Genomic DNA, 23950 nt, shown 5'->3' with positions numbered 1-23950 from the left:
ATCACGAACTCGAATTTAGTCGGCTGCTCTACCGGCAGATCGGACGGCTTGGCGCCTTTAAGTATCTTATCGACGTAACCGCCTGCACGGCGGAAGAGATCGGCGATATCGGGCCCGTAGACGATCAATCCCCCATTGGCGAATTGTCGGGAGAAATGAACAGCAGGCAGATGATGTTTCGCCGCGAGCGCGACGACTCGGGGGGCCTCGACAACGGTCAGAGTATCGCCAAAAACAATGATAGCATCAGCGCGCTGGGCGGCAGCCGAGGCAAAGGCCACATCAAGCTCCTCGGCCGTGATCGCCTGAACTATCGGCAGAGCCACACCCAGGTTGCGGGCCGTACTGGGTACCTCGTCGGCTAACAACAGCCTATGCATCGGGTTGCCTGGATTGGCCAGGATTGCAAACCGCGAGGCACCAGGCACCAGTTCCCGCAGGATTTCTATTCGTTTTGCGACAAAATCCCCCGGCACGTAAGTCGCAAGTCCCGTTATGTTGCCGCCGGGACGCGCTAGGCTTTGCACGAGGCCAAGTCCCACAGGGTCAGCCACAGCTACGAATACGATGGGAATGGTAGCAGTTGCCGATTTCAGGGCCTTGGTTGCCTGCGGTGCCGCGACGATGAGCACATCGGGACTGAGGGCAACGAGATCGGCAACTGAAGCGGGCAGTCGATCCGGAGGTTGGGAAAAACGATAATCGATAATCAGATTTCTTCCATCTATCCAACCGTGGTCTCGCAGCCCATCAAACAACGCCAGTTCGGTTTGATTGAGCCTCCGCCCGCTTCCATCACCTACAGCGAGAAAGCCAAGTCGATAGCGACTGCTCTGCGCCCGCAAACCCCGTGACGAACGAGTAACGCCGCAGCGGCCGCTATGAACTCCCGCCGCTTCATTCGACCCTCATCACAACTTGAGGACGACGCGGTGCAGTATATCAGTTCTCGACAGAGGTGAGCACTTGGTGAGTGCAATATTGCGTCGCAGCAGCGGCGCGAAGCGACCCGGCTGGTCGTCGCCAGATCTGCGCCTCATCGTCGTCCCTCTGTTTGAGCTCTTAAAGTCCATGTCAGCGTCGCAAGGCTGGTGATCGGCGCGGCGACCGTTACGCCTAACGCAGGAACACCCTCGGAGCGGCAGAGTTAAGCCGAAAACCACCTACCCATGAAGGAGAAAAAGTCATGGCCCGCGCAACAGCCCATCCGGATCATCACTGCATCTCAAGCGAAGACATTCAAGGAACCGAGGTGTATGGAGCAGATGGAAAGAATATCGGTGAGATTGATCACCTAATTATCGACAAGGTGTCAGGTCGCGTGGCTTATGCCGTTATGAGCTTCGGCGGATTTGTCGGCTTGGGTCACAGCCATTACCCCATTCCCTGGGGCGCTCTGACGTATGACACGTCACTTGAAGGCTTCCGAACCAATATCACGGAGCAACAGCTGAGGGACGCGCCTGAGTTTAGCGATGACTCCTGGGAAGATCGAAATTGGGAAACCCGAACCCACCGGTATTATGGGACGCCCACCTACTGGGAAGGGCGAGGTGGCCTATAACGCCGACTGGATCAGCGATTTCCGTGAGTGCCAGCTGACCTGATCGGCCGGCCCCACGCGGTAACCCCAATCCGGTCGCCAACCTGGCGACGAGGTCTCAAGTTTGGATGACGTTCGCTGCCGCATTGTCGAGCCTGATTCATTGGCGCTGCCTTGCCAGCCGCAGCACCGACGGTGTTGTGTTCGTCGAGGATACCGCTTATCGGCTCAGTCGAGGCGAAACCACCGATAGCCATCAAGCTCAATAGTGGTACCTCGGCGCTAGGTCTCGCGCCGCCTCATGTTCGCCCCCTAAGACACATCATAGCGACGATCGACCACTTTGATAGGGCCAAACCCACGGCTGTTGGCCCCCGATGTATTCAGGTCATTAGCGCCACTTGGAAGCGGCCGGTTGCTTCCGGTCTACCCCAACGAGTCGACAACTGCGATCGCCGCCCGAACCTCGCCTTCGGGCCAGAAGGCGAATTACTCCGGTGATAAGCGCAGGGATTTCCGGCCCAGGCAGTATGTGCGGCGTCGCTCCCTCCCATTTGTCAACGTGGCTGACGGTAATCGCCCGGAATTGCTGTTGCGCGAACTATTGGATGGAGTCTTCCGGCACCAGCCATGATGAACGTGTCTTCGCAAAACTGGTCGTGGTGGTGAAGTTCGGCGCATGTGTGACCGGCTGCATTGGCGGTGTCATGGCGCGCGATATGGACTTCGAGGTGAACGGCGCCGTTGAAGTTACCATCGCCTGCACCTCTTCCCTATGAACCAATGGCCGGCCGCAGCGCGACCGGCGACGGTGTCGTCATGCTGGCGGGCGCGCAGCCGCGGCAGACGATTGGACTGATGATCTGATCAAGCGGAAAAGGAATTATCCAACAGAGGAGTATCCTATGAAGTTGGCTCAAATATCAGCGCTAGTCATTTGTCTGCTCGGCGCGCCGGGAATTTCGTTGGCCGCGGACGCCAAGGGGGACGTGCAGCAGGCTTACGCCGCTTGGGATGCCGCATTCAACAAGCACGACGCGAAAGCCATCGGCGCTTCCTATGTCGCGACGGCAAAATTGATGCCGCCCACACATCAGGTGGCGTCAGGTCCGGCTGAGATCGAGAGTTTCTTTGCCGGTCTCTTCGCGAACGGTGTGACGGGTCACAAGTTGGAGATGATCGACGCCGGCGGAGACGACAAGGTTGTATTCGGCACAGCAAAGTGGAGTGCCACGGGCAAGGACAAGGACGGCAAGCCATCTCCGTTGGGTGGTTTGGCGATGCACGTATTCGAACGCCAAGCCGATGGCTCGCTCAAATTGAGGCTGCAAACATTCAACTAAAGCGGTGGCTTCATCGGTCCGGTGAGGTGGCAGCCTCACCGGACACCGAGGGCTGCTTGATGGGTCAGAAGCTGCCATCACGCAACATGCCGAGATTGGTCAGCTAAGGGCCAATTCCGGACGTCCGCCGTTATAGGTCGGCGGCAATGATCTGTTAATCTTGAGAGCGTGCTTGACGTGAGATTTGATCGATTAGCGCTTAAGTTGTACCGCCATAGTTGAAAGCTCTAGGGCAGTTCGCACGCAGCGATGGTACGGGCGGTGAAGCATCCCAACCGAAGGAGACATCGATCCATTCGGCGGCTCCCCTGGATTCCGGATCGTGCGGGCATTGTGTGGATGCTCGTGTCAGCTGTTATTGCTCTCGCCATCTTTGCGACGGTTGTCATTTATTACCCATTCCTGCCACAGCGGAACTCCAATGCGGGCTTTGGACCGGACTGGGATTGCACACCTCAACCCAGCGGCGAGCCCACCTGCATCAAGAAGATTGATCGCTAAAAGGATGCAATATTAGCGACGACCCCAAACAAAGGAGAGGTGGAGGTGACCGCTATAATCCTGCGGGCAGGTCTCGCGAGCACACTTCTTGCGGTGTTGATTACTACCTTTCCGGCTGTGGCTTGCCGCGGCCCTCAATTTGAACATCGCATCCTGCTCGACGCGATCCCACCGGCAGCCGAGAAGACCGAAGTCATCGCCAAAGTCGAGATCATTGAGGTGAACATTCATGAAATTCCGGGAATGCATCCCTTTCATGTGGCTCGGGGTCGGGTGCTGCAATCAATCCGAGGCACCTCGGACGGACAGATGCTCGAAATCTACGCTGAACCGGATTCATGCGGCGGTGGGCTTGATCAGCGTGCCCTCGGACGCATCGGGTTCATAGCAGGCCGCTTTAGACAGATATTCAGCCAAATGTTTTTCGAGGGCAGCTGGACTAACCGTCAACTCGGCAAAATCTAAGGTTGGCAAGGCTGGTGCCTTCGCAGAAATCGAGTCGGCTTTGGGTCAAAAGCAGACGGTCGGCGGGCTGCGCGACAAGGGCCGCTACGGGCCAATAGCCGACATCGCACACCAACCACGGCTGGCCGCCGGTCCGAGATTTCAAGCATATCAATCAAGCGTGTGGACGACCGGCCGAAGCTCACCCCCCTCGTCAATCTCAACGGTTGCGAGCGTGACCGGCAGCCTGAAGCGTTTCGGCCCGGCGCTGCCGGGATTGAGATAAAGGACGTTGTCGACCACCCCCACGCTCGCCCGATGCGAGTGACCACAGATCACCGCATTGATCCCGCTGGGCGCGGGCTTCGCGACCAGATCTTTCAGATCATGCAAGACATAGAAGCCGTGTCCGCCGAGGCGAACGGTCGTTGTCTCAGGATAATCGCGTGCCCAGGCGTCAACGTCGACATTGCCCCGGATGGCTGTCACCGGGGCGAACCGTCGTAACTCATTGAGGACTCGCTCGGCACCGATATCGCCCGCATGAATGATATGCGACACGCCGGCGAGGTAGAGCGCCACCTCTGGCCGGAGCAGGCCATGCGTGTCCGAAATCACTCCGATCTTCAAGGTGGCGCTCCTCCTGACAGACGGCGAAATCAAGCAGGATTAGGAACCAGCGCGGCGCGCTCGCATTGCCGTTTATCTAGCCCGAGTTCACATTTAGACAATAGTGGTATTATGGCCACGCGCCGCCGGGAGCTTGGCACGCCGGCTCAGAACACGAAGCCGACAGCGCCGCGGCGACGAATGGCACGGTCAGGCGAGGATGATGAATGCTTGAAGACCTGCGTGCGATCATGCAGCCCGGTGCGGTCACCGCCGTTCTCCTCGTACTGGCGCTTATGGCAGCAGCCGACGCGGCCATCTTCATCGCGGCCAGAGGATGGCCGTTCTAGTCAGGCGACCCGATAGTTGAAGTTGGGCACATCATCTTCCGGGGGGTGGCACCGATCCTGCGAACTGCCATCGGTACGACCCTCACCTATGTCGCTCTCGTTATCATGCTTCGCGTTGCGGGCCCAAGAACGCTGCGAAGTGGTACGCCATGGACTTGATCGTCACCGTTGCACTCGGCTCCACCTACGCTAACAGCGTTCTTTCCGGCGAAATCAGTGTTGCGCAGTCATTAGTCGGATTTGTCATGCTGATCGGCCTGCAATTCGTCATTGCCTTTGCAGTCGCCCTTGGGGCCAGTTGCGGATCGTCGTCAATCCGCAACCTGCATTTCGGCTGCTTCGCGGAAAATTCGTTCACGATGCGATGCGCCGACAGCGCGTCGCCAAAGCGGATAAGCGGACGGCCATACGACATCAAGGCAATGGCCCCATTTAGGATGTCGGTGCGGTCGTGCTCGAGGCTCCGCCAACCGCTCCGATGACGAATAGGAACCATCATAGGTTTGACCGGTTCGCCCTCCAACAGGGGAGCGCGGCGAACATTGATGCCTGTCCGGATGCGAACGGCTCTGGTGCCATTTGCGACGTTGCCACTGGCCGCTTGCGCCGGCCGGCAGTCAGCGCTCGACCCGCAGGGACTTCAATCCAACCAGATACTCCAGACTTTGTTCATCTTCCTGATTGTCGCAGCAATCGTCTGGACCGCAGTCGTTGTCGTGCTTTGCATCGGCCTGCTGCGCCGGAAGCGCCACGCCGAACAGCCTCTCGCGCTGCATCAGGGCTTTGAACGGACCAGCGGTCGCATCGTCTTCGTGTTGGGGCTCGCGACTCTCGTCATCGTGGTCGGGCTGTCGATCGCCAGCTATGCCGGTCAGCGCTCCGTGTTCACCAAGGACGAGCATGCGCTCACCCTCAAGATCATCGGCCATCAATGGTGGTGGGAAGTTCGTTACGAGGACGATAGCCCCGACCAGAGCTTCGTGACCGCGAACGAAATCCGGATCCCGACGGGCCAGGCGGTGAAAATCGAACTTGAATCCGCCGATGTGATCCACAGCTTCTGGGTCCCGAGCCTGACCGGGAAGATGGATCTGATCACCGGGCAGAAGAACGAGCTTCAATTCACCGCGAGAAACGCCGGTGTCTATCGCGGCCAGTGTGCTGAGTTCTGCGGCCTTCAGCACGCCCATATGGCCTTCGCCGTCTTCGCTTTATCGCCCGATGAGTACGGGCGCTGGCGGGATCATGAAAACCAAAGCGCCACCAGCCCGACCGACCCGCTCGGCAAGCAGGGCGAGCAGCTGTTTCGCGCAAGAGGCTGCGCGCTCTGCCATACGATCCGCGGCACGCTCGCCGGCGGCCAAGTCGGCCCAGATCTCACGCATATCGGCAGCCGGACGACGGTCGCAGCCGGAACGCTGCCGATGTCCTCGGCAACCCTAGGCGCCTGGATTGCCGATCCGCAGCACATCAAGCCCGGAAATAACATGCCGAGGATGCCGCTGCAGTCGGGCGAGCTTATCGCGCTCATTCATTATCTGGAGCAGCTCAAGTGAGCATGGTGGCCGAGCAACGCGAGTTGCGTGATGACGCGCTGAATGGCCTTCAGCTTTCGACGCGCATGGAGAGCATCTGGCGCACGCCATCCAGCTTTTTCGGCGCGCTGATGTCGGTAGATCATAAGGTCGTGGGACGTCGCTACATCGTCACGGCATTCGCATTTCTGCTGCTCGGCGGAATTCTCGCGGTGCTCATGCGCGTCCAACTTGCCAAACCCGAGAGCACGTTTCTCTCGGCGGACAAGTACAACCAGATCTTCACCATGCACGGCTCGACGATGATGTTCCTGTTCGCCGTGCCTGTGATGGAGGCCTTCGCCGTCTACCTCGTGCCGCTGATGGTTGGAACCCGGAACATCGCTTTCCCACGTCTGAACGCCTTCAGCTACTGGATGTTCTTGTTCGGAGGCTGCTTCCTCTGGATGTCCTTCGCCCTTAACGTGGGGCCGGATGTCGGCTGGTTCGCCTATGTCCCGCTGTCCTCCTTGCAGTACACACCGACCAAACGGCCCGACGTCTGGGCGCAAATGATCACCTTCACTGAAGTGGCTGCGCTTGCGGTCTCCGTCGAGATCGTCGTGACCGTCTTCAAGCAGCGCGCGCCCGGCATGACGCTGGACCGTATTCCCCTCTTCGTCTGGGCGATGCTGGTCACCAGCTTCCTGGTGATGTTCGCCATGCCATCCATCATGGTCGCATCGACCTCGCTGATCCTCGACCGCCTCGTCAACACGCGCTTTTACGATTCCTCGTCGGGCGGGCATCCCCTGCTCTGGCAGCATCTGTTCTGGTTTTTCGGCCATCCCGAGGTCTACATCATCTTCATCCCCGGCACCGGCATGGTCTCGGCGATCCTCGCAACGTTTGCCCGACGTCCCGTGGTCGGCTACCCTGTCGTCATCCTCTCGCTGATCGCAACGGGCTTCCTGTCGTTCGGCCTGTGGGTCCACCACATGTTTGTCACGGGCTTGCCGCAGCTCGGCGCCGGCCTGTTCACGGCCTCAAGCATGCTGATCGCGGTGCCCAGCGGCCTGCAGATCTTCTGCTGGCTGGCCACGCTCTGGGACGGTCGCCCGGTCTACCGCACGCCGCTTCTGTTCGTGATCGGATTCATCGTGATCTTCGTCATGGGTGGATTGTCGGGCGTGATGGTCGCCTCGGTACCGATCGACACCCAGGTGCATGACACCTATTTCGTCGTCGCCCACTTCCATTATGTCCTAATCGGCGGCGCCGTCTTCCCGCTGATCGGCGCCGTTTATTATTGGTTTCCTAAGATCTGCGGCCGGATGCTCAGCGAGAGGCTGGGACGCTGGAATTTCTGGCTCGCCTTTGTCGGCTTCAACGTCGCATTCTTCCCGATGCACATCCTCGGACTGATCGGGATGCCGCGGCGCGTCTACACTTACACCGCGGATATGGACTGGGCGCATTTGAACCTACTCTCCAGCGGCGGCGCCCTCATATTCGCGCTCAGCTTCGCGCTGCTGCTCGTCAACGTGATCCAGAGTCTTCGCAGCGGCACGCTGGCGGGAGACAATCCCTGGGATGCTTCGACCCTGGAATGGGCGACATCCTCACCCCCGCCGCCGCAGAATTTTGACCGCATTCCTGTCGTCAAGCACCGCGATCCCCTGTGGTTCGACACTGAGAGCATGCCGGTGGTCGCAGGTCTGAGTGTGGAACGCCGTGAGGTGCTGCTGACGTCGCTCGCCGAAGCAGAGCCGCAGGTCCGCGAGGCGTCTCCCGAACCGAGCATCTGGCCTCTGCTGACAGCCATCGCGACGACCGTCTTCTTCATCGGCTCGATCTTTACGCCGTGGGCCGTGCTGTGGGGCACCCCACCAATGGCGGTCGCCTTGATCGGCTGGTTCTGGCCCGCCGGCCACAAGGAGGACGAGGAGTGAGGCAGACCATCGTTCGCAATGTCGGCGACTTGCCGACCTATGGTTACGGTCCCCGAAGCGGTCCCTGGTGGGGCGCCATGGGCTTCATGGCGCTGGAGGGCATGGGGTTCGCCCTCGCCATCGGCGCCTATCTTTATCTCTACGCCGTCAACCCCAACTGGCCGATTGGCGCTACCCCGCCCGATCTCTGGCCGGGTACGGCCGAGGTCATCGTCTATCTCCTCAGCGTCATCCCCAACGAGATGACCAACCGCGCGGCGCACCGGCAGGATCTTGCCAGGGTACGCACAGGCTTGATCGTGATGTCGCTGATCGGTATCGCCCTGCTGGTGTTGCGCGGGTTCGAATTCGCCCATCTCAACACGCGCTGGGACAATTCAGCCTACGGATCGATCGTCTGGCTGATCCTCGGGCTGCACACGACACATCTCGTCACCGATCTCGGCGACACCGTGGTGCTGACGGTGCTGATGTTCACGCGGCACGCGAAGCCACGCAGGTTCAGCGACGTCACCGACAACGTGTTTTACTGGAACTTCGTCGTGCTGGCCTGGCTGCCGCTCTACGCGCTGCTCGACTGGGTACCACGCCTATGACCGATACGGAACGACATACGAAACTGCTTTATTGGGCCGGCGTCGCGCTCGGCCCCCTGGCTTGGGCTATCAACCTGCAGGGGATCTACACGTTCGCGCATTTCTCGTGCGAGTCGACCAGGTTCAGCGGTGCGATCATGAGCGCGGTGCTCGCCGGCATCGCCCTGGCCGGCACCGCGATATCCGCCCGTGCCGTCCGTCGTGGCGCCGGTGCGGAATGGAGCGATGCGCATGGCGGTGGCCCCCGGACGTTCATGGCCTGGCTCGGCGTCGGCTCCGGCGTTCTGTTCGCGCTGGTCATCGCGGACCAGCTCGCGGCCTCGCTGTTGATCAGCCCATGCCTGCGCTGAGCCTCTTGGCAATCCTGCTCGGCCTGCTGGCAACGCCTGCGTCAGCGCACGGCATCTCCGAGGTCGACACAGGCTCGCTCTGGAGCTCCGATCCCTGGCTCCTGGCGCCGCTCTACGTCGTCGGTATTTCCTTCTACATCGGCACACAACGGCTCTGGCGCCATGCCGGCGGCGGCCGCGGCGTCAGCTTCCGTCAGGTCGGCGCCTTCTGGACCGGCTGGCTGATCGTCGCGCTCGCCCTCACCTCGCCGCTGCATTGGCTCGGCGAGCGCCTGTTCACCGCGCATATGATCGAGCACGAATTGCTGATGGTGGTCGGCGCGCCGCTGATGGCCTACGCGCGGATCAACGGGCCGGTGATGTGGAGCTTGCCCGCCTCGCTGCGTCCTGCTGCAGGTCGCTTCCTGAATTGGCCAACGGTAGCCAAGCCCTGGGCTGCCGTCAGCCATCCTGTCAGCGCGACGGCCCTGCATGGTTTGGCGCTCTGGGCTTGGCATGCGCCGCCGCTCTATGCATGGGCGCTGGAAAGTACTGCTATCCACCGCCTTCAGCACATCAGCTTCTTTGCCACCGCGCTGTTGTTCTGGTGGGTGCTTTTCCATGGCCGCGGCGTCGGACGCAGCCTGCGGCTGCGGGACGGCATCGCGATCGCTTGCCTGTTCGTCACTGTCCTTCATTCCGGTGTGCTCGGAGCGCTGTTGACGCTGTCGACGCGCACATGGATTCCGGGCCAAGGCGCGCTTGCCGGCGAGTTCGACTTGTCTCCCCTGGAGGATCAGCAGCTCGCGGGCATTTTGATGTGGGTGCCCATGGGGATGCTCTACACCGGCGCTGCGCTGTTCTTCGCCTATCGGTGGCTCATCACGATTCCTGCGCGCTCCTCCATGCCGGTGGCCCGGCACGCCGGCTGAATCATGGACTGAGGGCGAACATAGGAACCGCAGCTGTGATGCAACGTTCGCCAGCTGACTCTCGACCATCGCGTGGAGGCCATATGGGCAAACCAACCGTCCGAGCGACCGTTATCATCGCGGCCGCTCTTGCGACGCTGCAAGGCGCAAGCGCGCAAGATCAGCCGCGCACAGGAATGTCGTGTCCGGTCGACCATGATCAGCTCGCGGACATCTTGAAGAAGAGCGTCAAGCCCGCCGGCGGTCCCAGCAATGGCGGCCTCGACAACAACGAGTGGGCTGCTGTCGTGAACCGGCAAGGCGTGGTCTGTGCCGTAGCCTACAGCGGCAGCAAGGTCGACGAGCAATGGCTCGGCAGCCGCGCCATCGCCGCCGAAAAGGCCAACACGGCGAACGCCTTCAGCCTGAAGGACAAGGCGATGGCGACCGCCAATCTCTACGCGGGCGCCCAGCCCGGCGGCTTCCTGTTCGGTGCGGCTCTCGGTAACCCGCCGTCTCCTGAGGTCATTTACGCGGGCACACCGGACGAATTCGGCACCGCTCATGATCCGATGGTTGGTAAGCCGGTCGGCGGCACGATCGTGTTCGGAGGCGGGCTGGCGCTCTACGACGGAAACGGCATCGCCGGCGCGCTCGGCGTCAGTGGCGACAGCTCCTGTGCGGATCACAATGTGGCCTGGCGCGTGCGCCACTTCCTCGGCCTCGATCACGTTCCGGCCGGCGTCAGCCCGAACATGAAAGATGCGATCATCTACGACATCGGTCCGGACGGCAAAAGCCCGTCGGGTTTCGGTCATCCCAAGTGCAACGGCAAGGAGGATCAGATTGCCGTCGACCTCGGCGCGGGCGTATCGGGAAATGTCGTTAGATAGCTCCCTCTCGAGCACTCAGGAACCAAGCACGCGTGCAACGTTTGTACGTTCGCAAACCGGCCTGCAACGCGGCACGGCCTCGTCACTGCCGTGGAGATCTTCACTTATGTTAATGTCCGGCCTCAGGCGGTTGCTGTGGGGAATACCGAGTACGCTCTGCGTGAGCCTTGCGTTGCTTTCACCCAGCCTTGCGCAGACTGATCTCGCCAGCCGCATGAAGGATCCTGGCCAATGGCCGATGGCTGCGCGCGACTACGCCAACACCCGTTATAGCGAGCTCGACCAGATCAACGCCAGCAACGCCTCAGGCCTGCGGCTCGCCTGGACGTTCTCCGTGGGGGTTGATCGCGGTCAGGAAGCGGCACCTCTCGTCGTCGACGGTACCATGTATGTGGTCAGCCCCTATGCGGGCCCGTACCCGAACCGCGTGTTCGCGCTGGATGCGACGACGGGCGAGCTGAAATGGTCGTATGCACCGAAGCCTGAACCCGCCGCAGCAGGCGTTGCCTGCTGCGACGTTGTCAATCGCGGGCTCGCTTTCGACAACGGTAAGATCTTCCTCAACACGCTGGACAACCACTCGGTCGCACTCGATGCCAAGACTGGCAAGGAGCTCTGGCACACCAAACTGGGTGAGATCAACAAGGGCGAGACCATCACGATGGCGCCCGTCGTCGTGAAGGGCAAGGTCCTCATCGGTAACAGCGGCGGAGAGATGGGCGTCCGCGGGTGGGTCACCGCACTCGACGAGAACACCGGAGCCATAGCCTGGCGCGCCTATGCCACCGGCCCCGACAAGGACGTTTTGATCGGCGACGACTTCAAGCCGTTCTACGAGAACCTCAAGGGCAAGGATCTCGGCGTCAAGAGCTGGCCTGCCGATCGATGGCAGGTCGGCGGCGCCACCATGTGGGGATGGATTTCCTATGACCCCGATCTCAACCTGATCTATTACGGCACGGCCAATCCCAGCCCGTGGAATGCGAACCAGCGCAGCGGCGACAATCTCTGGAGCACGACCATCTTTGCGAGGGATCCCGACAACGGGCATGCGAAATGGGCGTATCAGGTCAATCCGCACGATTTGTTCGACCATGACGAAATCAATGAGAACGTGCTGGTCGACCTCGAACTGAACGGCCAGCCGCGGAAGGTGCTGATTCACCCCGGCCGTAACGGCTACATGTACGTCATGGATCGCGCCACTGGCGAGGTGATCTCGGCGGACGCCTATGAGTTCGTCAACGCCTACAAGGGTGTCGACCTCAAGACCGGCAAGATCATCCCCAACGAGGAGAAGACCCCGCTGGTCGGCAAGACGGTCGAGAACATCTGCCCGACCGCGCCTGGCGCGAAGGATTGGCAGCCGTCGGCCTGGTCACCCCGTACCAAGCTCCTGTACGTTCCGCATCAGCATCTCTGCATGAACTTCAAGGCGTCGCAGGTCGGCTACATTGCCGGTACGCCTTATGTCGGTGCCGATGTCGATATGTATGCCGGCCCGGGCGGCCATCGCGGCGAGTTCATGGCGTGGGATCCGGTCGCGCGCAAAAAGGTCTGGGAGATCCACGAGAAGCTGCCGGTCTGGAGCGGCGCGCTGGTGACGGCGGGTGATGTCGCGTTCTACGGAACGATGGACCGCCTGTTCAAGGCGGTGGACGCAAAAACAGGCAAATTGCTTTGGCAGTTTCGGGCAGGCTCCGGGTTCATCGGCCAACCGATCTCCTACCGCGGCTCGGATGGGCAGCAGTACATCGCAATCCTTTCGGGCGTCGGCGGCTGGCCTGGCGCCGTCGCGAATGCAGAGGTCGATCAGCGGGTGCGCAACGGCGCGCTCGGCTTCGCCGGTGCCATGCAGGACTTGCCGTTCTACACCGCAGGCGGCAGCGAGCTTCTAGTGTTCAAGCTCGGCGGCACCAGCAATCAGGACGGCAGCCATGCGCCTCAGCAGTGATTGGGCCGCCCTCACTGTTGCTCTCGCTCTTGCCCTCGCCGGCTTGATCGGGATCGCCTCGCCGGCATCTGCCGCGCCGAATGGCGAGCTTCGTGTCTGCGCTGATCCGAACAATCTGCCATTTTCCAACAACACGGATGCGGGCTTCGAGAACAAGCTCGCCTCGATGGTGGCTGAGGCGTTGGGGCGGTCGGTATCCTACACCTGGTGGGCACAGCGTCGCGGTTTCGTCCGCAACACGCTCAAGGCCGACAAATGCGACGTAGTGATGGGCGTGCCTGCCGGCTATGAGCTTGTGGAGACCACAAAGCCCTATTATCGCTCGACCTATGTTTTCGTGAGCCGCAGGGACGAGCATCTCGATCTCTCGTCCCTGCTCGACCCCCGCCTACATCGTCTGACGATCGGCATCCATCTTGTCGGCGACGACGGCAACAACCCGCCGCCGGCGCAGGCGCTTGGCCAGCTCGGAATCGTCGACAATGTCCGGGGATACTCGATCTATGGCGATTATCGTCAGGCCGATCCGCCTGCGCGCCTGATCGAGGCGGTCGAACACGGCGAGATCGACGTCGCCGCCGCCTGGGGTCCGCTGGGCGGCTATTTCGCCGCGCATTCCAAGGTGCCGCTGTCGGTCGCCCCGATCCGGGACGGCGAACGCTTCGCACCTCAACAATTCCAGTTCGCCATTTCGATGGGCGTTCGCAAGGGCGACCACGCACTGCGCGACCAGCTGAACGCGTTCATCGACGCACATCGATCCGACATCGCTGCACTGTTGCGGAGCTACGGCGTACCTCTGTTCGACGAGCGCGTGACGGCCTCGGGAGGACACGAGTGATGTCTGCTTTACCACTGCGCGCGAGCGCGTTATCGCTAATACTGACGGTGGTGCCGAACACCGCAGTGCTCGCCCAGCAGACCCTGCCGCAATCCCAGGAGGCGCAGATGCCGACGCTGGCGCCGCGGCCGAACTTCGGCGGCAGCGTTGGCAACGGCAGGCCGAGTGTATTCATGCAGGTCCCCGTGACCACGTTGTTCCCGGGCGCACAGCCGAATCCGCCTGTGATCAAGAACCCGGTCCAGGGCGACCCCAATGCCGAGCAGCGCGGGATGACCTATTTCGTCAATTTCAATTGCGTCGGCTGCCATGCTCCGAATGGCGGCGGCGGCATGGGACCGGCGCTGAGCAACAACCTCTTCACATACGGCTCCCAGCCCGAGAACATCTATCTGTCGATCTATCAGGGTCGGCCCAAGGGCATGCCGGCGTGGGGCGGCGTGCTGCCCGACAGCGTGATCTGGGACCTCGTGACCTATATCGGCAAGATCAGCAACGAGCCAAGCCGGCAATGGGGCCGCACCTTCTCGGCAAATCCCCTGTCGCCTGAGGTGGAGCAGGTCCCGAGCGAGCAGGTCTCGACGACCGATCCATGGTCTGCCACCAAGACCTTCAACTTCGGCCAAAAGCCCTGATGGAGTGCGGAGCAGCCGATGGTCAGTCCAACGACACGATTGCTAATCGTCGCGCTGCTCGCCGTGACTGCCGCTGCCTGCGAGCCGGGCAAGGCCGCCGGCCCCGATAATTTCACCGGGGATGCGCGCCGTGGCAGCGACCTCGTCAAGCAATATCAATGCGGCTCCTGTCATGACATTCCCGGCATTGCTGGTGCCGACGGCAATGTCGGCCCGCCTCTGCACCGGATCGGCACGCGCACCTATATCGCCGGCTATATCCAGAACTCGCCGGACAACATGGCTGATTGGATCGAAGATCCGCAGCGTGCGTTGCCCGGCAACGCCATGCCGAAAATGGGCATCTCGCAGAAGGACGCGCGCGATATCGCCGCGTTTCTCTATACGCTTAAGTGAGCTCTGCCATTAGCACTGGTAACCCTTGGTGTCTCGCGGCGTCCGACTCAAGTCACTGAAACAAGTTTGTCACGGTGACTTAGTCCGGATTGGGTCACAAGCAGCCCCCAATTCTAACCTCTGGAAGTGTCGCAGTAGAACCGAGAGCGGACATAACTCAACCGCGACGGCCGAGTGCACCCCGGTTTCAGGCTTCGTTGGCTTTCTAGTCGCCTTTGATTTTCGAGAACCACTCAAAACAGGGAGTGTTCCTCGCCATGCGTCGGTTGAGGTCGGGTCCCCGTTCGCCTAGCGCCCTTTTGGCTTCGTCTACGGCCCGATGCGCGGCGGCTTCAGCCTGATGGATCTTTCGACGCCTTGGCGGCCCGGACCGCGCGCCTCGCGGACATCAGACGCTTTGTAAGCACGGAGCGCTCGTTTTCTCAGAGGTGCGGATTTGGCCATGCGCCAGAGCTGTCCGCGCACGACGAAGTATCGGCCATCGGGCGTCAACGGATGCTTCACGCGTAAGCCGACCTCCGCCGCGCCCTTGCATCGCTAGCGCGGCACAAATCTAAATTGCTGGGTCCCGTGCTCACCAGGGTCAGGGCCGCGTTCAGCTATCTGGTAGCCGTTGTGAGCCTCGATGAATGCCCGTTCGGAAAACCAGGTCCTCTCGTATCTCACTAGCTTTTCCGCGGATGAGTATACCTTCCCAGGTCCGTTATCGCTCAAGTACGACGTCTGGACCTCTAGCCTAGCGTCTCCGTCGCTGATAGGAACGCGATGCCAGACCAACCTCGCTGGTCTGACCGAACAGAGCGCCCGGATGGTGCCTAATGCGTCGGGCACATATTGTATCGCCCCATTGGAGTGAACCAGATCGATGTTTCCGAGCCACGCGGCGGCGTCCTCGATACGCTCAAAAAACATCAACCGGTCCGTGGCGAGCTCTTTCGCGCGCCTTACCATGGCTGGCGTTTCGACCACTGCCCATCGGATATTTGACGATTTCTGGCGCGCCACCTTGTAATGCAGGCCGGCGCCTCCGCCAAAATCGAGAACACAGTTCAGGCCGGCGACGAGCGGCCAGTCGCCACCGGGTTTGCAATTAATTGTCTTAAGGAAAATCGTTTCAACCAACTCGGGGTTCTCGTAGCCCCTCGATCACCTCGCTTGGCGGAAACAGCTTGCGCTTTACTCTTTGGACAATGCTCATGACGGGTTGGCCGGGCACACTTTTTGATGGTGGCGGCCCGTTAACACAATCAGAAACATTTGGAAACAAGAGGCACTTGCGGCATAGTTGCGCGCCACGGGAACGGACGTGCGTCCCCATCCCTGCGGATGATCGAGGCATCATTCATGGGCAACGCTCTTGTTGTGCCCAGAGGAACGAGCCTGGCGAAGCGCACCTCTGCCCTTCGCGCGGCGCAGTACGTTCGGATGTCGACCGAGATGCAGCGCTATTCGATACAGAACCAGGCCGCCGCAATCGCCGCCTACGCGCGAAACAAGGGCCTCACGATCGTTCGCACTTATAGGGACGAGGGTCGCAGCGGACTTAGGATCAAGGGCCGAGCGGGTCTGATCGAGCTGATCGATGACATCGAGTCGGGGCGCGCCGACTTCGACCACGTGCTCGTCTATGACGTAAGCCGGTGGGGTCGCTTTCAAGACGTCGACGAAAGTGCGCACTACGAATTTGTCTGCAAGCAGAATGGGGTTCGGGTCGCCTATTGCGCCGAGCAATTCGACAATGACGGCGGCCTTCTGTCTTGCATCATCAAGAACATCAAGCGCGTGATGGCGGCCGAGTACAGCCGGGAGCTTTCTGTCAAAGTTCATTCGGGGCTGTGCAAGCTGGCCAGCCTCGGCTACCGCGCTGGAGCTCCGACTACGTACGGCCTTCGCAGGGAGCTTGTTGACGAAAACGGCCGCCCCAAAGCGCAACTCGGCAAGGGAGAATACAAATCCCTGAAATCAGACCGCGTCCTTGTTAAAGCGGGGTCCGAAGAGGAAGCGAGAACCATCAGCTGGATATTCCGTCAGTTTGTCGAAGAACGGAAGTCTGACGCTGCGATTGCTCGTGCGCTCAACCAGGAGCGAATTGGCAATCATCATGGTCGGCCATGGACTCGTCTCATGGTCCACAACGTCCTCAAAAATGAGAATTACATCGGCAAGGTCGTCTACAATCGCACTTCGAAGCAGCTCGGACAGAAGCTAAAATCTAACCCGCCGGAGCAGTGGGTTCGCAGCTCTGCCGACATCAAACCCATTGTTGACGAAGAACTCTTCGCGGGCGCCCAACACATCATGGAGGACCGCTACGTCGCGATATCGGAAGTCGAAATGTTGAAGCGCCTCCGCGCTACGCTAGTGCACAGAGGCCGCCTGACGACCCAGATTATCAATTCCACCCGGGGCCTTCCCTGTTCTGATTCATACGTTGATCGCTTCGGCTCTTTACGCAAGGCATATGCATTGATCGGCTATCGGGCGTCCCGAGACTGCGACTGGTTCGATTGCCGAGCCTCCAGCTCAGCCATCTTGGCAGAGCATCAGGAAGGGATCCGAGCTGCCCTGCAAAAGCAGCGAGGATTGAAAGTTACCCCCAATGAATTTGGAGTTACGTTAAACGATAAGTTTGATATTTCGTTCTTGTTGGCTCGTCGTGCGACGAATATCAACCCACGATATATCCCTTTTTGGAGGACCTACACTTACAGGATCAAATCCGGATTGTTGGCAATAGGTCGGTTGAATGGGGAGAACAGGGCCATTCAAGACTACGTGCTGATCCCCTTTTCGCGTGGCCGCGCGACTTATCTAAGGATTTCGGACGCCAGCCTTTCTCGACAGCAAGGTACGCGAGTCGACTCATTCGCCAAACTTATTCGTATGATCAAAATAGAGCTGGCATCGTCCAACCATGGCGCATCAGCCAGCCTAAAGCGGCTGAAAAAATCACAGACAAAAAGGTTCCCCAAAACCAAGGGCGACCTCGCGCCGCACTGATCGAACGTAAGTACAAAAAGGCACCCAGCAGCGTGCCGTAGTTCCTCCTGAAGTCCCCGTTGAGCTTTGCAATCTTTGACAGCTCGGAGGAGGTCTCGATTTCGTCGGCCATTTGGCTGGTCCTCACTATTAAAGCCAGCGCCCTATGAACCACTGTTTTGCCCGACGGAGCAAGCGCAATTTCGGTATTTCAAAAAGTATCAGCACAGACCTTTTGTCGGTATTGACCAAGCAATTGCGATCCACCCGCGTGTACCCGCAAGCCCCAGCGGCTGGTCACCTCTCCGACTCGCTCCTATTCTTGCGTCATGACCAAAGCAGAGAACAGGGCGGCAGCGAAGGCGTGGCACAGGGAGCGCATGCGCCTGCGCGTGGAAGACGCCCGGGCCGAGGCAGTTGCAGCAGACCTCGCCGAGCTCGGCCGGCTGCGCCACTATCTTGTGTTCGCCAGGAAAGACGGCCGCGCTGACCGCGATAAGTTGATGAAGGCTATTGACGACTACGTTGAAGAAATGACCGGCGACCGTACCAAGCTTCACGCGCAGGGATCGAGTATCGGCGCCCAATGAGCCAATCTGAAACCGCCATCCATCGTAATTGAAGAATGTGCAATCTTTACAGCATCACGACCAACCAGGCCGCCATCCTGGCACTGTTCCGCGTCGTCAATCAATATGCCGGCAATCTACCGCCAATGCCCGGCGTTTTTCCTGACTACAAGGCACCTATCGTCCGGACCGGCGCCCACGGCCGCGAACTTGCGCTAGCCCGCTGGGGAATGCCATCGTCGTCAAGGGCACTAATGGACGCGACCAAGAAGCGCGCCGAGAAGCTGCAAGCCAAGGGGAAGACCGTGGACTTCAAGGAATTGCTCCGGATGGAGCCGGATTCCGGAACCACCAACATCCGCAACGTAAAGAGCAAACACTGGATGCGTTGGCTCGGCGTCGAAAATCGCTGCGTGGTGCCATTCAATTCGTTCAGTGAGTTCAACAAAGCCGCCCCTCCTATGCTTTGCCGGCATTTGGACCAACTGGACGTCAGTCCGGAAGGTCAAGGAGGGCGACACGACCAACGACCTCTATGCATTCCTGACGACGGAGCCCAATGCCGAAGTCGGCGCCGTCCATCCGAAGGCTATGCCCGTGATCCTGACGACCGCTGATGAGGTGGAGATCTGGATGAACGCCCCTGCGGATGAGGCGCTAAAGCTACAACGGCCGCTTCCTGACGGCGCGCTGCGCATTGTTGCTCGCGGCGTGAAGGAGGATCCCACACCAGCGAGGTAGCCTTTTGCACGCTGCGGAATCGCGGACAGGCCTAACCTGGAATGAGCGCGAAGTAGCTATTTAGACCGCAACCGCCCCTCTACCTTCTTGCGGCTGCTGCCGGCCTTTTTGACCGCCTTTTTAACCGCGGATGCGGAGCGCCCCATCTTCTTTGCCTCGTAGCCGACTTCGTATTCCTGTCTACCCGCCACGCGAGCGCGGTCTTGCTTACGACCGCGAGCGGTCTGCTTCTTCGCCTTAGCCATATTGCACCTCCATGCGCTGCTGAAACGCATGGAGATTCGGTTGGTTCCTGATCGGACCGGAACGAATCCGCGCACAAAGATTCGAATCATAGTGTGAGTTGCGTGGAGTGTTTCTGTGGCGTCGCAGCGGCAGCGGAAGTCGGTAATCGGCGTGAAGGCGCCCTTCCCCGGCTTTATCGAACCGGCCCTGGCATCCTCCGTCGAGAGAGTGCCGTCCGGGGAGCGGTGGATTCATGAGATCAAGTTCGACGGTTATCGTGTTCAGGTGCACCTGGCCAATGAAGCCATGACCATCTACACCCGCCGCGGCTACGACTGGACCAGGCGTTTCAAGAAAGTCGCCGACGACGCTTGGCACATCAAGGCGGGCTCGGCGATCATCGATGGCGAAATTGTTGTCCCCGCTGCTGACGGGACGACTGATTTCTCGGTGCTTCAGAACGAGTTCAAAGGCACGTCATCCAAGATCGTGCTGGTCGCCTTTGACTTGCTCTATCTGAATGGACGAGACCTCCGAAGACTGCCGCTCGTACAGCGCAAGGCTGAGCTGAAGAAGATCATTTGCGGCACGGACGTGCAGTTCAGCGAGAGTTTCGAGATTGAAGGGCGCGAGATGTTCGCGCATGCCTGCAAGGTTGGGCTTGAGGGTGTCGTCTCTAAGGTTCGCGACAGCGTTTACAACAGTGGTCGGGGCCACAACTGGGTCAAGACGATCTGCGCGCAGCGAGAGACGCTAACCATCGCCGGCTTCGCACTGGACGAAGGCAAATGGGACGGCGTGTATCTCGGACGCCGCAAGGGCGATGATCTGATCTATGCTGGCAAGGTCGACCACGGCTTCGACAAGACATCAGCCGACGAACTGCGCAAGCGACTGGAGCCGCTGGTCCGTAAAACCCAGCCCTACACAAAGCGCATTGCTCACAAAGGCACTTGGGTCGAACCGAAGCTGCTCGCTGAGATCGAGTACCGCGCCAAATCAGCCGAAGGCAAGGTGCGGCATCCATTCTTCAAGGGCCTCCGGGAGGACTTATGACCCGCGTCGGCCCCAAGCTTCGCTCAGAGAAGCGGGTGTTGCTCGCCATGTGGGGTGCGCAGAACATCCTGGCACGCCACGTCGAGCCGGGCGGCCTCGACGAAAGAGCTACGATCGACGCCTTGCTTACTGTGCTGGATGACGAGGAGGTCGTCGAGGCCGTGCGTGAACTAGAGCGCGCTCTGCGTTAATTGCCTTCTATTGCGAGAATCCGTTAAGTCGTACGGGGACATCAAAGGCGCCCTGGTCACTCGACGCGCCGATCTATGACGATGGCGCGGCAACCCTAGCTGACCGCGCAACCGGCGTTATTTGGGACGAAGTGCCGATGTAGGGATGGATGGGGCGCGCGCAATGAGCGAACAGGCCGGCCGGTTTCACGCCGCCGGGCCTTCGGGCACGGGTGCGGAACCTTCTCGCCCTGGAGGCACCCACCGGTCGCGCCTGAGGCTCCGGGCCGGCTCCAAAAGCTCATCCGGCTATTATCGCAAAAGCACGCCACTCTGGTCATCCGTCCTTGTCGTTCCCTGCGTTCTGAACATACTTCCGCCTCCTCGACTGCGTTAAAAGCGCCAGTTCAGTTCTGGGTGAGCTGGTAAAAAAGACGACTTGACGTGCAGCTCCATGCCCACCTTTGGGAAAGCTTCGCAGGCTCAAAAACCGTCTTGTTGAATGTTAGCTCGCCGTAGCGCAGATGCGGATCGCTCTCAGGCGGGTGCCATTGCTTTTGATGTGGAGCGCCAAATGGATTCCAAGCTGGGCGACAAGCTCGCGGAAGAGCAGATCACGAAAAGCTTGGAGGAGCAGCTTTTTAAACTGGTCAACCCAGCGCGCGAAGAGGAAGTCGGTCCTCTGGCCCCGCCGATCAGGGGGAAGACGTCTCGCGCCACGCCAGCAACGATTCATCGCTCGGCGGGTTGGCGCTACTTGGTTTTCGGTTCTCTATTGACAGCATCCATTGGTGTCGCTGCCTGGCGGTGGTCACCTTCCGTTGATAAGGCGATGGTGCCCCCCTCAGACCCGGGACCTTTGACACAGGCCGCGCCGCACGCCGCCGCGCCGACTGCAGTTGCCCTGTCTTCCGAACTTGCGCGGCAGCTCCAACCGCTTGCGCGCGATTTCGCTACCTTGAGGCAAACGGTCGAACAGCTCGAGGTGAGACAAGAACAATTGGTGCGCGACAATGAGAATCTCGTGAGCCAAATCAAGGCGAGCCGGGAAGAAATGGCGCGTAACAATACTACCATCGACCAGATCAAGGCGACCCAGATTCAGATCGCGCGCGACAGCCAAACGCTCACCGAGCGGCTCAACGCAAGCCAGGAACAACTCGCCCACGTCATCGCCAACGCCGCAGAGCCAAATGTGATGCATGAAGAGCCAAAAATGAGCCCCGAAGAGCCAAAGGCGACGTCCAAAATACCACTGCCGCGGACGCGGCAGTCGGCCAATGTCGCCCAGACGCAAAAGCCGGCGCCAACCCCCGCGCTGCCGCCAGTCAAGAAACCGCAAACATCATCGGCGTGGCCCTGGTCGATGCGCTAGAGCGATCGGAACCGATCAACCGGGCCCGGCGAGTGCCCGATGACCCCTCTACATAGCTCTGCTCGATCTGCTCGGCGGGGGTGAGCGGGGTGATGTTTGCAGACGGGCAGGCCCTTGAAGCAGGCGGCTCGAAATAGATCGGGCACGATGCCTACGAAAGGCGCCATGATGATCCCGTTCGGCCGGCGAGCCAGTAGCTGCTCGAGGTTTGCTGAGATGCAGAGGAAGAGCGCGCACGTCGTTACCGCCCATCGCAAGAATGTCGAAGGCGTAGAGCTGAACTTCGTGATCATGCTTGCGGCTGTGCAGCGCGTTGAAGTCGGAGACGCCGTCAACGCCGAGAAACACGGCCTCGTTATCGATTACGAATTGCTTCTGGCGGTTCGTCAACGCCGCCTCAGCAATCCAGGGATAACGCTTCGTACAGTCGGTGCCGTTTCGGGAGAGGAGGCGCACGCGTTCGTTCTCCTGAATGACTAGCATCCGGTAGCCGTCGTGCTTCACCTCATGAATCCAGTCCGGCCCGTTCGGGACCTGCTTGCTGGCGGTAGTCAGGCAGAGCTTGTACGCCATACGCATCGGCCGAAGATAAGATTTCGCGCAGCGTTTACGAATCGGGAAAAAGTAGCAAATTGAAGGATTGCTTCTCTGCTCCGGTGTCCCAAGAGCCCCCCTGAAACCGGAGCAATCCCAACGGCCTCAGCTCCCGCCGAGCAGAGGCCGTCTATTTGGTTTACGCTGGCAACTGTCCCGAGCGTCTCGAAGTAGAACGCTGCCGGCTCGAAATGAAGGTCACGGCAGCATTTATTCTCCAACTGAGCGCCGAAATCCCAGTTGGCCTAAGCTTAGCAATGGCCGTGCCACAGGTTTGTGACAGGAAATAGCAAACGGCCTCGAGCAGTTCCGGGGCTGGCTCGGATGCTGAGGCCGTTAAGCGCAGCCTCGAAAATAGGCGCGCGCTGCTTATTTTTCCCGACCGTGGCCGGATTCGCAAGAAATACAGGGACCAACTGTACGTTATTGCTGCCAGTTCACGCCGGCGGGCCTCTCAATTTCAGAGGGGCGGCTTTCGGCAGGCGAAGCAGTAAGCGAACGTAGCGCTCGTTCAGCTTGCTCCTTGGTCAAACCGGCGGCCCAGGCGGTCCCGATCAGTGCTGGGCCTTTGCGTTCGCGATCGTAGACCATCCATCCCTTGCCTCCGATTCGAACGAAGAAGCGGCTGGGCGATGGAATTTCGTCAGTCAATGAAGTTGCTCCCAATATGCCATGCATCTTGGGAGTGTATCAGCTTCATTCAAGCGCGTCGGGAAAATATGGCAATGCACCCAAGCTCGAGCGGTAGGTGCCGGTCACGATTGCGTGCGAAAATACGGCTCAAGGCCTTACAAAATTGGCCCCAGCTCCGTGGGGCAGGGTGCCGGAGCTGGGGCCTGCCGGGGTGTCCTGGGAAATGGCATCGGGAGAACTAGGCAGTATGCCAAGCGTTCTGGCCCTTCCCCAGGTCACCGGTTCTTGTCGGGTTTGCCGTTGGGGCTGCCATCATCCCCGCCATTGCCGTAACCGTTGTTGCCACGAGGGCCATGCTTCAAGCCGCCGCCGGAATGCGCGATGGCTGTGCTAGTCAGGGATGTCGACAGCAATGCTGTGATGGTAGGCGGAGTTACAACGGCGAACTTGCCGCAGGTCTTCAGAAATTCCCGCCGATCGTCATCTTCTTGTTCTGACATTTCCACCCTCCGAGAGTTCCGCGGCATAATATTTAAACCACAATTAAATATATTAAATAGTTAATAGGTTCAATCACAATATGTGAGGGAGGAGATTGCGGCGCGGCGCTCCGGCTGAGCGCCGCGGGACGAAAAAGCCCCAGCTGTCTGGACGGCTGGGGCGTCAACCAAGAGAGGTCACCTGTTCTTCGGCTGTGGTGGAGCAATTACGGGGGATTCACGTTCCTCGCGGCGCAGCCGCGCGCGCCGCTCCAGGCCCCCGCGGTATTTTTTTGGCACCTTCACCCCCGGGACGCA

At 60.1% G+C, this 23950-nt stretch carries 28 protein-coding genes and 1 pseudogene; 22 read left to right on the top strand and 7 right to left on the bottom strand.

Annotated elements, in window-relative coordinates:
* On the bottom strand, window positions 1-758 hold a 758-nt coding region (locus RAD10_RS08410; RefSeq protein ID WP_461617055.1), incomplete at its 3' end, for an ABC transporter substrate-binding protein.
* Between the two features lie 428 nt (window positions 759-1186).
* On the opposite strand from RAD10_RS08410, the gene RAD10_RS08405 reads away from it, so the two are divergent.
* From RAD10_RS08405 to RAD10_RS08390, 4 genes are all read left to right on the top strand, one after another.
* Window positions 1187-1564: a PRC-barrel domain-containing protein gene (locus tag RAD10_RS08405; RefSeq protein WP_018320022.1), complete on the top strand. Its 378-nt coding sequence runs from the start codon at window positions 1187-1189 to the stop codon at window positions 1562-1564.
* 587 nt (window positions 1565-2151) lie between these two features.
* Window positions 2152-2322, top strand: coding sequence for a hypothetical protein (locus tag RAD10_RS08400; protein WP_461617054.1), 171 nt, complete (start codon window positions 2152-2154; stop codon window positions 2320-2322).
* A gap of 126 nt (window positions 2323-2448) precedes the next feature.
* The gene (locus RAD10_RS08395) at window positions 2449-2886 is read left to right on the top strand and encodes a YybH family protein (protein WP_461617053.1); all 438 of its coding nucleotides are present in this window, start codon (window positions 2449-2451) and stop codon (window positions 2884-2886) included.
* A gap of 546 nt (window positions 2887-3432) precedes the next feature.
* Window positions 3433-3852, top strand: coding sequence for a hypothetical protein (locus RAD10_RS08390; protein ID WP_461617052.1), 420 nt, complete (start codon window positions 3433-3435; stop codon window positions 3850-3852).
* Window positions 3853-4002: 150 nt separating this feature from the next.
* Here the strand turns inward: RAD10_RS08390 and RAD10_RS08385 are convergent, their stop codons facing one another.
* The gene (locus RAD10_RS08385) at window positions 4003-4461 is read right to left on the bottom strand and encodes a metallophosphoesterase family protein (RefSeq protein WP_461617051.1); all 459 of its coding nucleotides are present in this window, start codon (window positions 4459-4461) and stop codon (window positions 4003-4005) included.
* Between the two features lie 206 nt (window positions 4462-4667).
* Between RAD10_RS08385 and RAD10_RS08380 the strand changes: the two genes are divergently transcribed.
* The 12 genes from RAD10_RS08380 to RAD10_RS08325 all read left to right on the top strand — a co-directional run bounded on the left by RAD10_RS08380 (window position 4668) and on the right by RAD10_RS08325 (window position 14811).
* On the top strand, window positions 4668-4790 hold the full coding sequence (locus RAD10_RS08380) for a hypothetical protein (RefSeq protein ID WP_461617050.1): 123 nt from the start codon (window positions 4668-4670) through the stop codon (window positions 4788-4790).
* 149 nt (window positions 4791-4939) lie between these two features.
* Window positions 4940-5272, top strand: a complete 333-nt coding sequence (locus RAD10_RS08375) for a hypothetical protein (RefSeq protein ID WP_461617049.1) — start codon at window positions 4940-4942, stop codon at window positions 5270-5272.
* A 21-nt stretch (window positions 5273-5293) separates the two neighbouring features.
* Window positions 5294-6346: a cytochrome c oxidase subunit II gene (coxB, locus tag RAD10_RS08370; RefSeq protein ID WP_461617048.1), complete on the top strand. Its 1053-nt coding sequence runs from the start codon at window positions 5294-5296 to the stop codon at window positions 6344-6346.
* Between the two features lie 2 nt (window positions 6347-6348).
* Complete coding sequence (gene ctaD, locus RAD10_RS08365) at window positions 6349-8256, top strand: cytochrome c oxidase subunit I (RefSeq protein WP_461617077.1); 1908 nt, start codon at window positions 6349-6351, stop codon at window positions 8254-8256.
* Window positions 8253-8852, top strand: coding sequence for a cytochrome c oxidase subunit 3 (locus RAD10_RS08360; protein WP_091965609.1), 600 nt, complete (start codon window positions 8253-8255; stop codon window positions 8850-8852). Before ctaD ends, RAD10_RS08360 begins: the two co-directional genes overlap by 4 nt.
* Window positions 8849-9202, top strand: a complete 354-nt coding sequence (locus RAD10_RS08355; RefSeq protein WP_461617047.1) for a hypothetical protein — start codon at window positions 8849-8851, stop codon at window positions 9200-9202. The genes RAD10_RS08360 and RAD10_RS08355 overlap by 4 nt, the downstream gene beginning before the upstream one ends.
* Window positions 9190-10113 (top strand): cytochrome c oxidase assembly protein, encoded by a 924-nt coding sequence (locus RAD10_RS08350; RefSeq protein WP_461617046.1) that lies wholly within the window; start codon window positions 9190-9192, stop codon window positions 10111-10113. The genes RAD10_RS08355 and RAD10_RS08350 overlap by 13 nt, the downstream gene beginning before the upstream one ends.
* Before the next feature lie 83 nt (window positions 10114-10196).
* Window positions 10197-10985, top strand: coding sequence for a GlcG/HbpS family heme-binding protein (locus RAD10_RS08345; protein ID WP_461617045.1), 789 nt, complete (start codon window positions 10197-10199; stop codon window positions 10983-10985).
* Window positions 10986-11091: 106 nt separating this feature from the next.
* Entirely contained in the window at window positions 11092-12939 is a 1848-nt protein-coding gene (locus RAD10_RS08340; RefSeq protein WP_461617044.1) for a methanol/ethanol family PQQ-dependent dehydrogenase, read from the top strand.
* The gene (locus tag RAD10_RS08335) at window positions 12923-13780 is read left to right on the top strand and encodes a substrate-binding domain-containing protein (RefSeq protein ID WP_461617043.1); all 858 of its coding nucleotides are present in this window, start codon (window positions 12923-12925) and stop codon (window positions 13778-13780) included. The genes RAD10_RS08340 and RAD10_RS08335 overlap by 17 nt, the downstream gene beginning before the upstream one ends.
* A complete protein-coding gene (locus tag RAD10_RS08330; protein WP_461617042.1) occupies window positions 13780-14415 on the top strand; it encodes a c-type cytochrome in 636 nt (211 codons plus the stop codon). The genes RAD10_RS08335 and RAD10_RS08330 overlap by 1 nt, the downstream gene beginning before the upstream one ends.
* Before the next feature lie 18 nt (window positions 14416-14433).
* Window positions 14434-14811 (top strand): c-type cytochrome, encoded by a 378-nt coding sequence (locus tag RAD10_RS08325; protein WP_461617041.1) that lies wholly within the window; start codon window positions 14434-14436, stop codon window positions 14809-14811.
* Between the two features lie 537 nt (window positions 14812-15348).
* On the opposite strand, the gene RAD10_RS08320 is transcribed toward RAD10_RS08325, so the two are convergent.
* Window positions 15349-15933, bottom strand: coding sequence for a class I SAM-dependent methyltransferase (locus tag RAD10_RS08320; RefSeq protein ID WP_461617040.1), 585 nt, complete (start codon window positions 15931-15933; stop codon window positions 15349-15351).
* 222 nt (window positions 15934-16155) lie between these two features.
* Here RAD10_RS08320 and RAD10_RS08315 point away from each other — a divergent pair, with 222 nt between their 5' ends.
* From RAD10_RS08315 to RAD10_RS08305, 3 genes and pseudogenes are all read left to right on the top strand, one after another.
* Window positions 16156-17811 carry a recombinase family protein gene (locus RAD10_RS08315; protein ID WP_461617039.1) on the top strand — a complete coding sequence of 552 codons (1656 nt, stop codon included), beginning with the start codon at window positions 16156-16158 and terminating at the stop codon, window positions 17809-17811.
* 359 nt (window positions 17812-18170) lie between these two features.
* Window positions 18171-18380: a hypothetical protein gene (locus tag RAD10_RS08310; RefSeq protein WP_461617038.1), complete on the top strand. Its 210-nt coding sequence runs from the start codon at window positions 18171-18173 to the stop codon at window positions 18378-18380.
* 35 nt (window positions 18381-18415) lie between these two features.
* A pseudogene (locus RAD10_RS08305) lies at window positions 18416-19100 on the top strand (SOS response-associated peptidase).
* A 56-nt stretch (window positions 19101-19156) separates the two neighbouring features.
* Here RAD10_RS08305 and RAD10_RS08300 read toward each other — a convergent pair.
* On the bottom strand, window positions 19157-19345 hold the full coding sequence (locus RAD10_RS08300) for a DUF3606 domain-containing protein (RefSeq protein ID WP_461617037.1): 189 nt from the start codon (window positions 19343-19345) through the stop codon (window positions 19157-19159).
* A gap of 115 nt (window positions 19346-19460) precedes the next feature.
* Here RAD10_RS08300 and ligD point away from each other — a divergent pair, with 115 nt between their 5' ends.
* The 3 genes from ligD (at window position 19461) to RAD10_RS08285 (ending at window position 21926) form a co-directional block, all read left to right on the top strand.
* Complete coding sequence (gene ligD, locus RAD10_RS08295; protein WP_461617036.1) at window positions 19461-20381, top strand: non-homologous end-joining DNA ligase; 921 nt, start codon at window positions 19461-19463, stop codon at window positions 20379-20381.
* Entirely contained in the window at window positions 20378-20572 is a 195-nt protein-coding gene (locus tag RAD10_RS08290) for a hypothetical protein (protein ID WP_461617035.1), read from the top strand. The genes ligD and RAD10_RS08290 overlap by 4 nt, the downstream gene beginning before the upstream one ends.
* A gap of 553 nt (window positions 20573-21125) precedes the next feature.
* Entirely contained in the window at window positions 21126-21926 is an 801-nt protein-coding gene (locus RAD10_RS08285; RefSeq protein ID WP_461617034.1) for a hypothetical protein, read from the top strand.
* Between the two features lie 48 nt (window positions 21927-21974).
* Here the strand turns inward: RAD10_RS08285 and RAD10_RS08280 are convergent, their stop codons facing one another.
* The 3 genes from RAD10_RS08280 to RAD10_RS08270 form a co-directional block, all read right to left on the bottom strand.
* Window positions 21975-22499 carry an ATP-dependent DNA ligase gene (locus RAD10_RS08280; RefSeq protein WP_461617033.1) on the bottom strand — a complete coding sequence of 175 codons (525 nt, stop codon included), beginning with the start codon at window positions 22497-22499 and terminating at the stop codon, window positions 21975-21977.
* Between the two features lie 444 nt (window positions 22500-22943).
* Complete coding sequence (locus RAD10_RS08275) at window positions 22944-23171, bottom strand: hypothetical protein (RefSeq protein WP_461617032.1); 228 nt, start codon at window positions 23169-23171, stop codon at window positions 22944-22946.
* Window positions 23172-23428: 257 nt separating this feature from the next.
* Entirely contained in the window at window positions 23429-23653 is a 225-nt protein-coding gene (locus tag RAD10_RS08270) for a hypothetical protein (protein ID WP_097668212.1), read from the bottom strand.
* Between the last annotated feature and the right edge of the window lie 297 nt (window positions 23654-23950).

The organism is Bradyrhizobium sp. 23AC (genome assembly GCF_054863025.1).
Note: the sequence above shows the minus strand (reverse complement) of the source record. Positions and strands in the feature narration are given on the sequence as shown.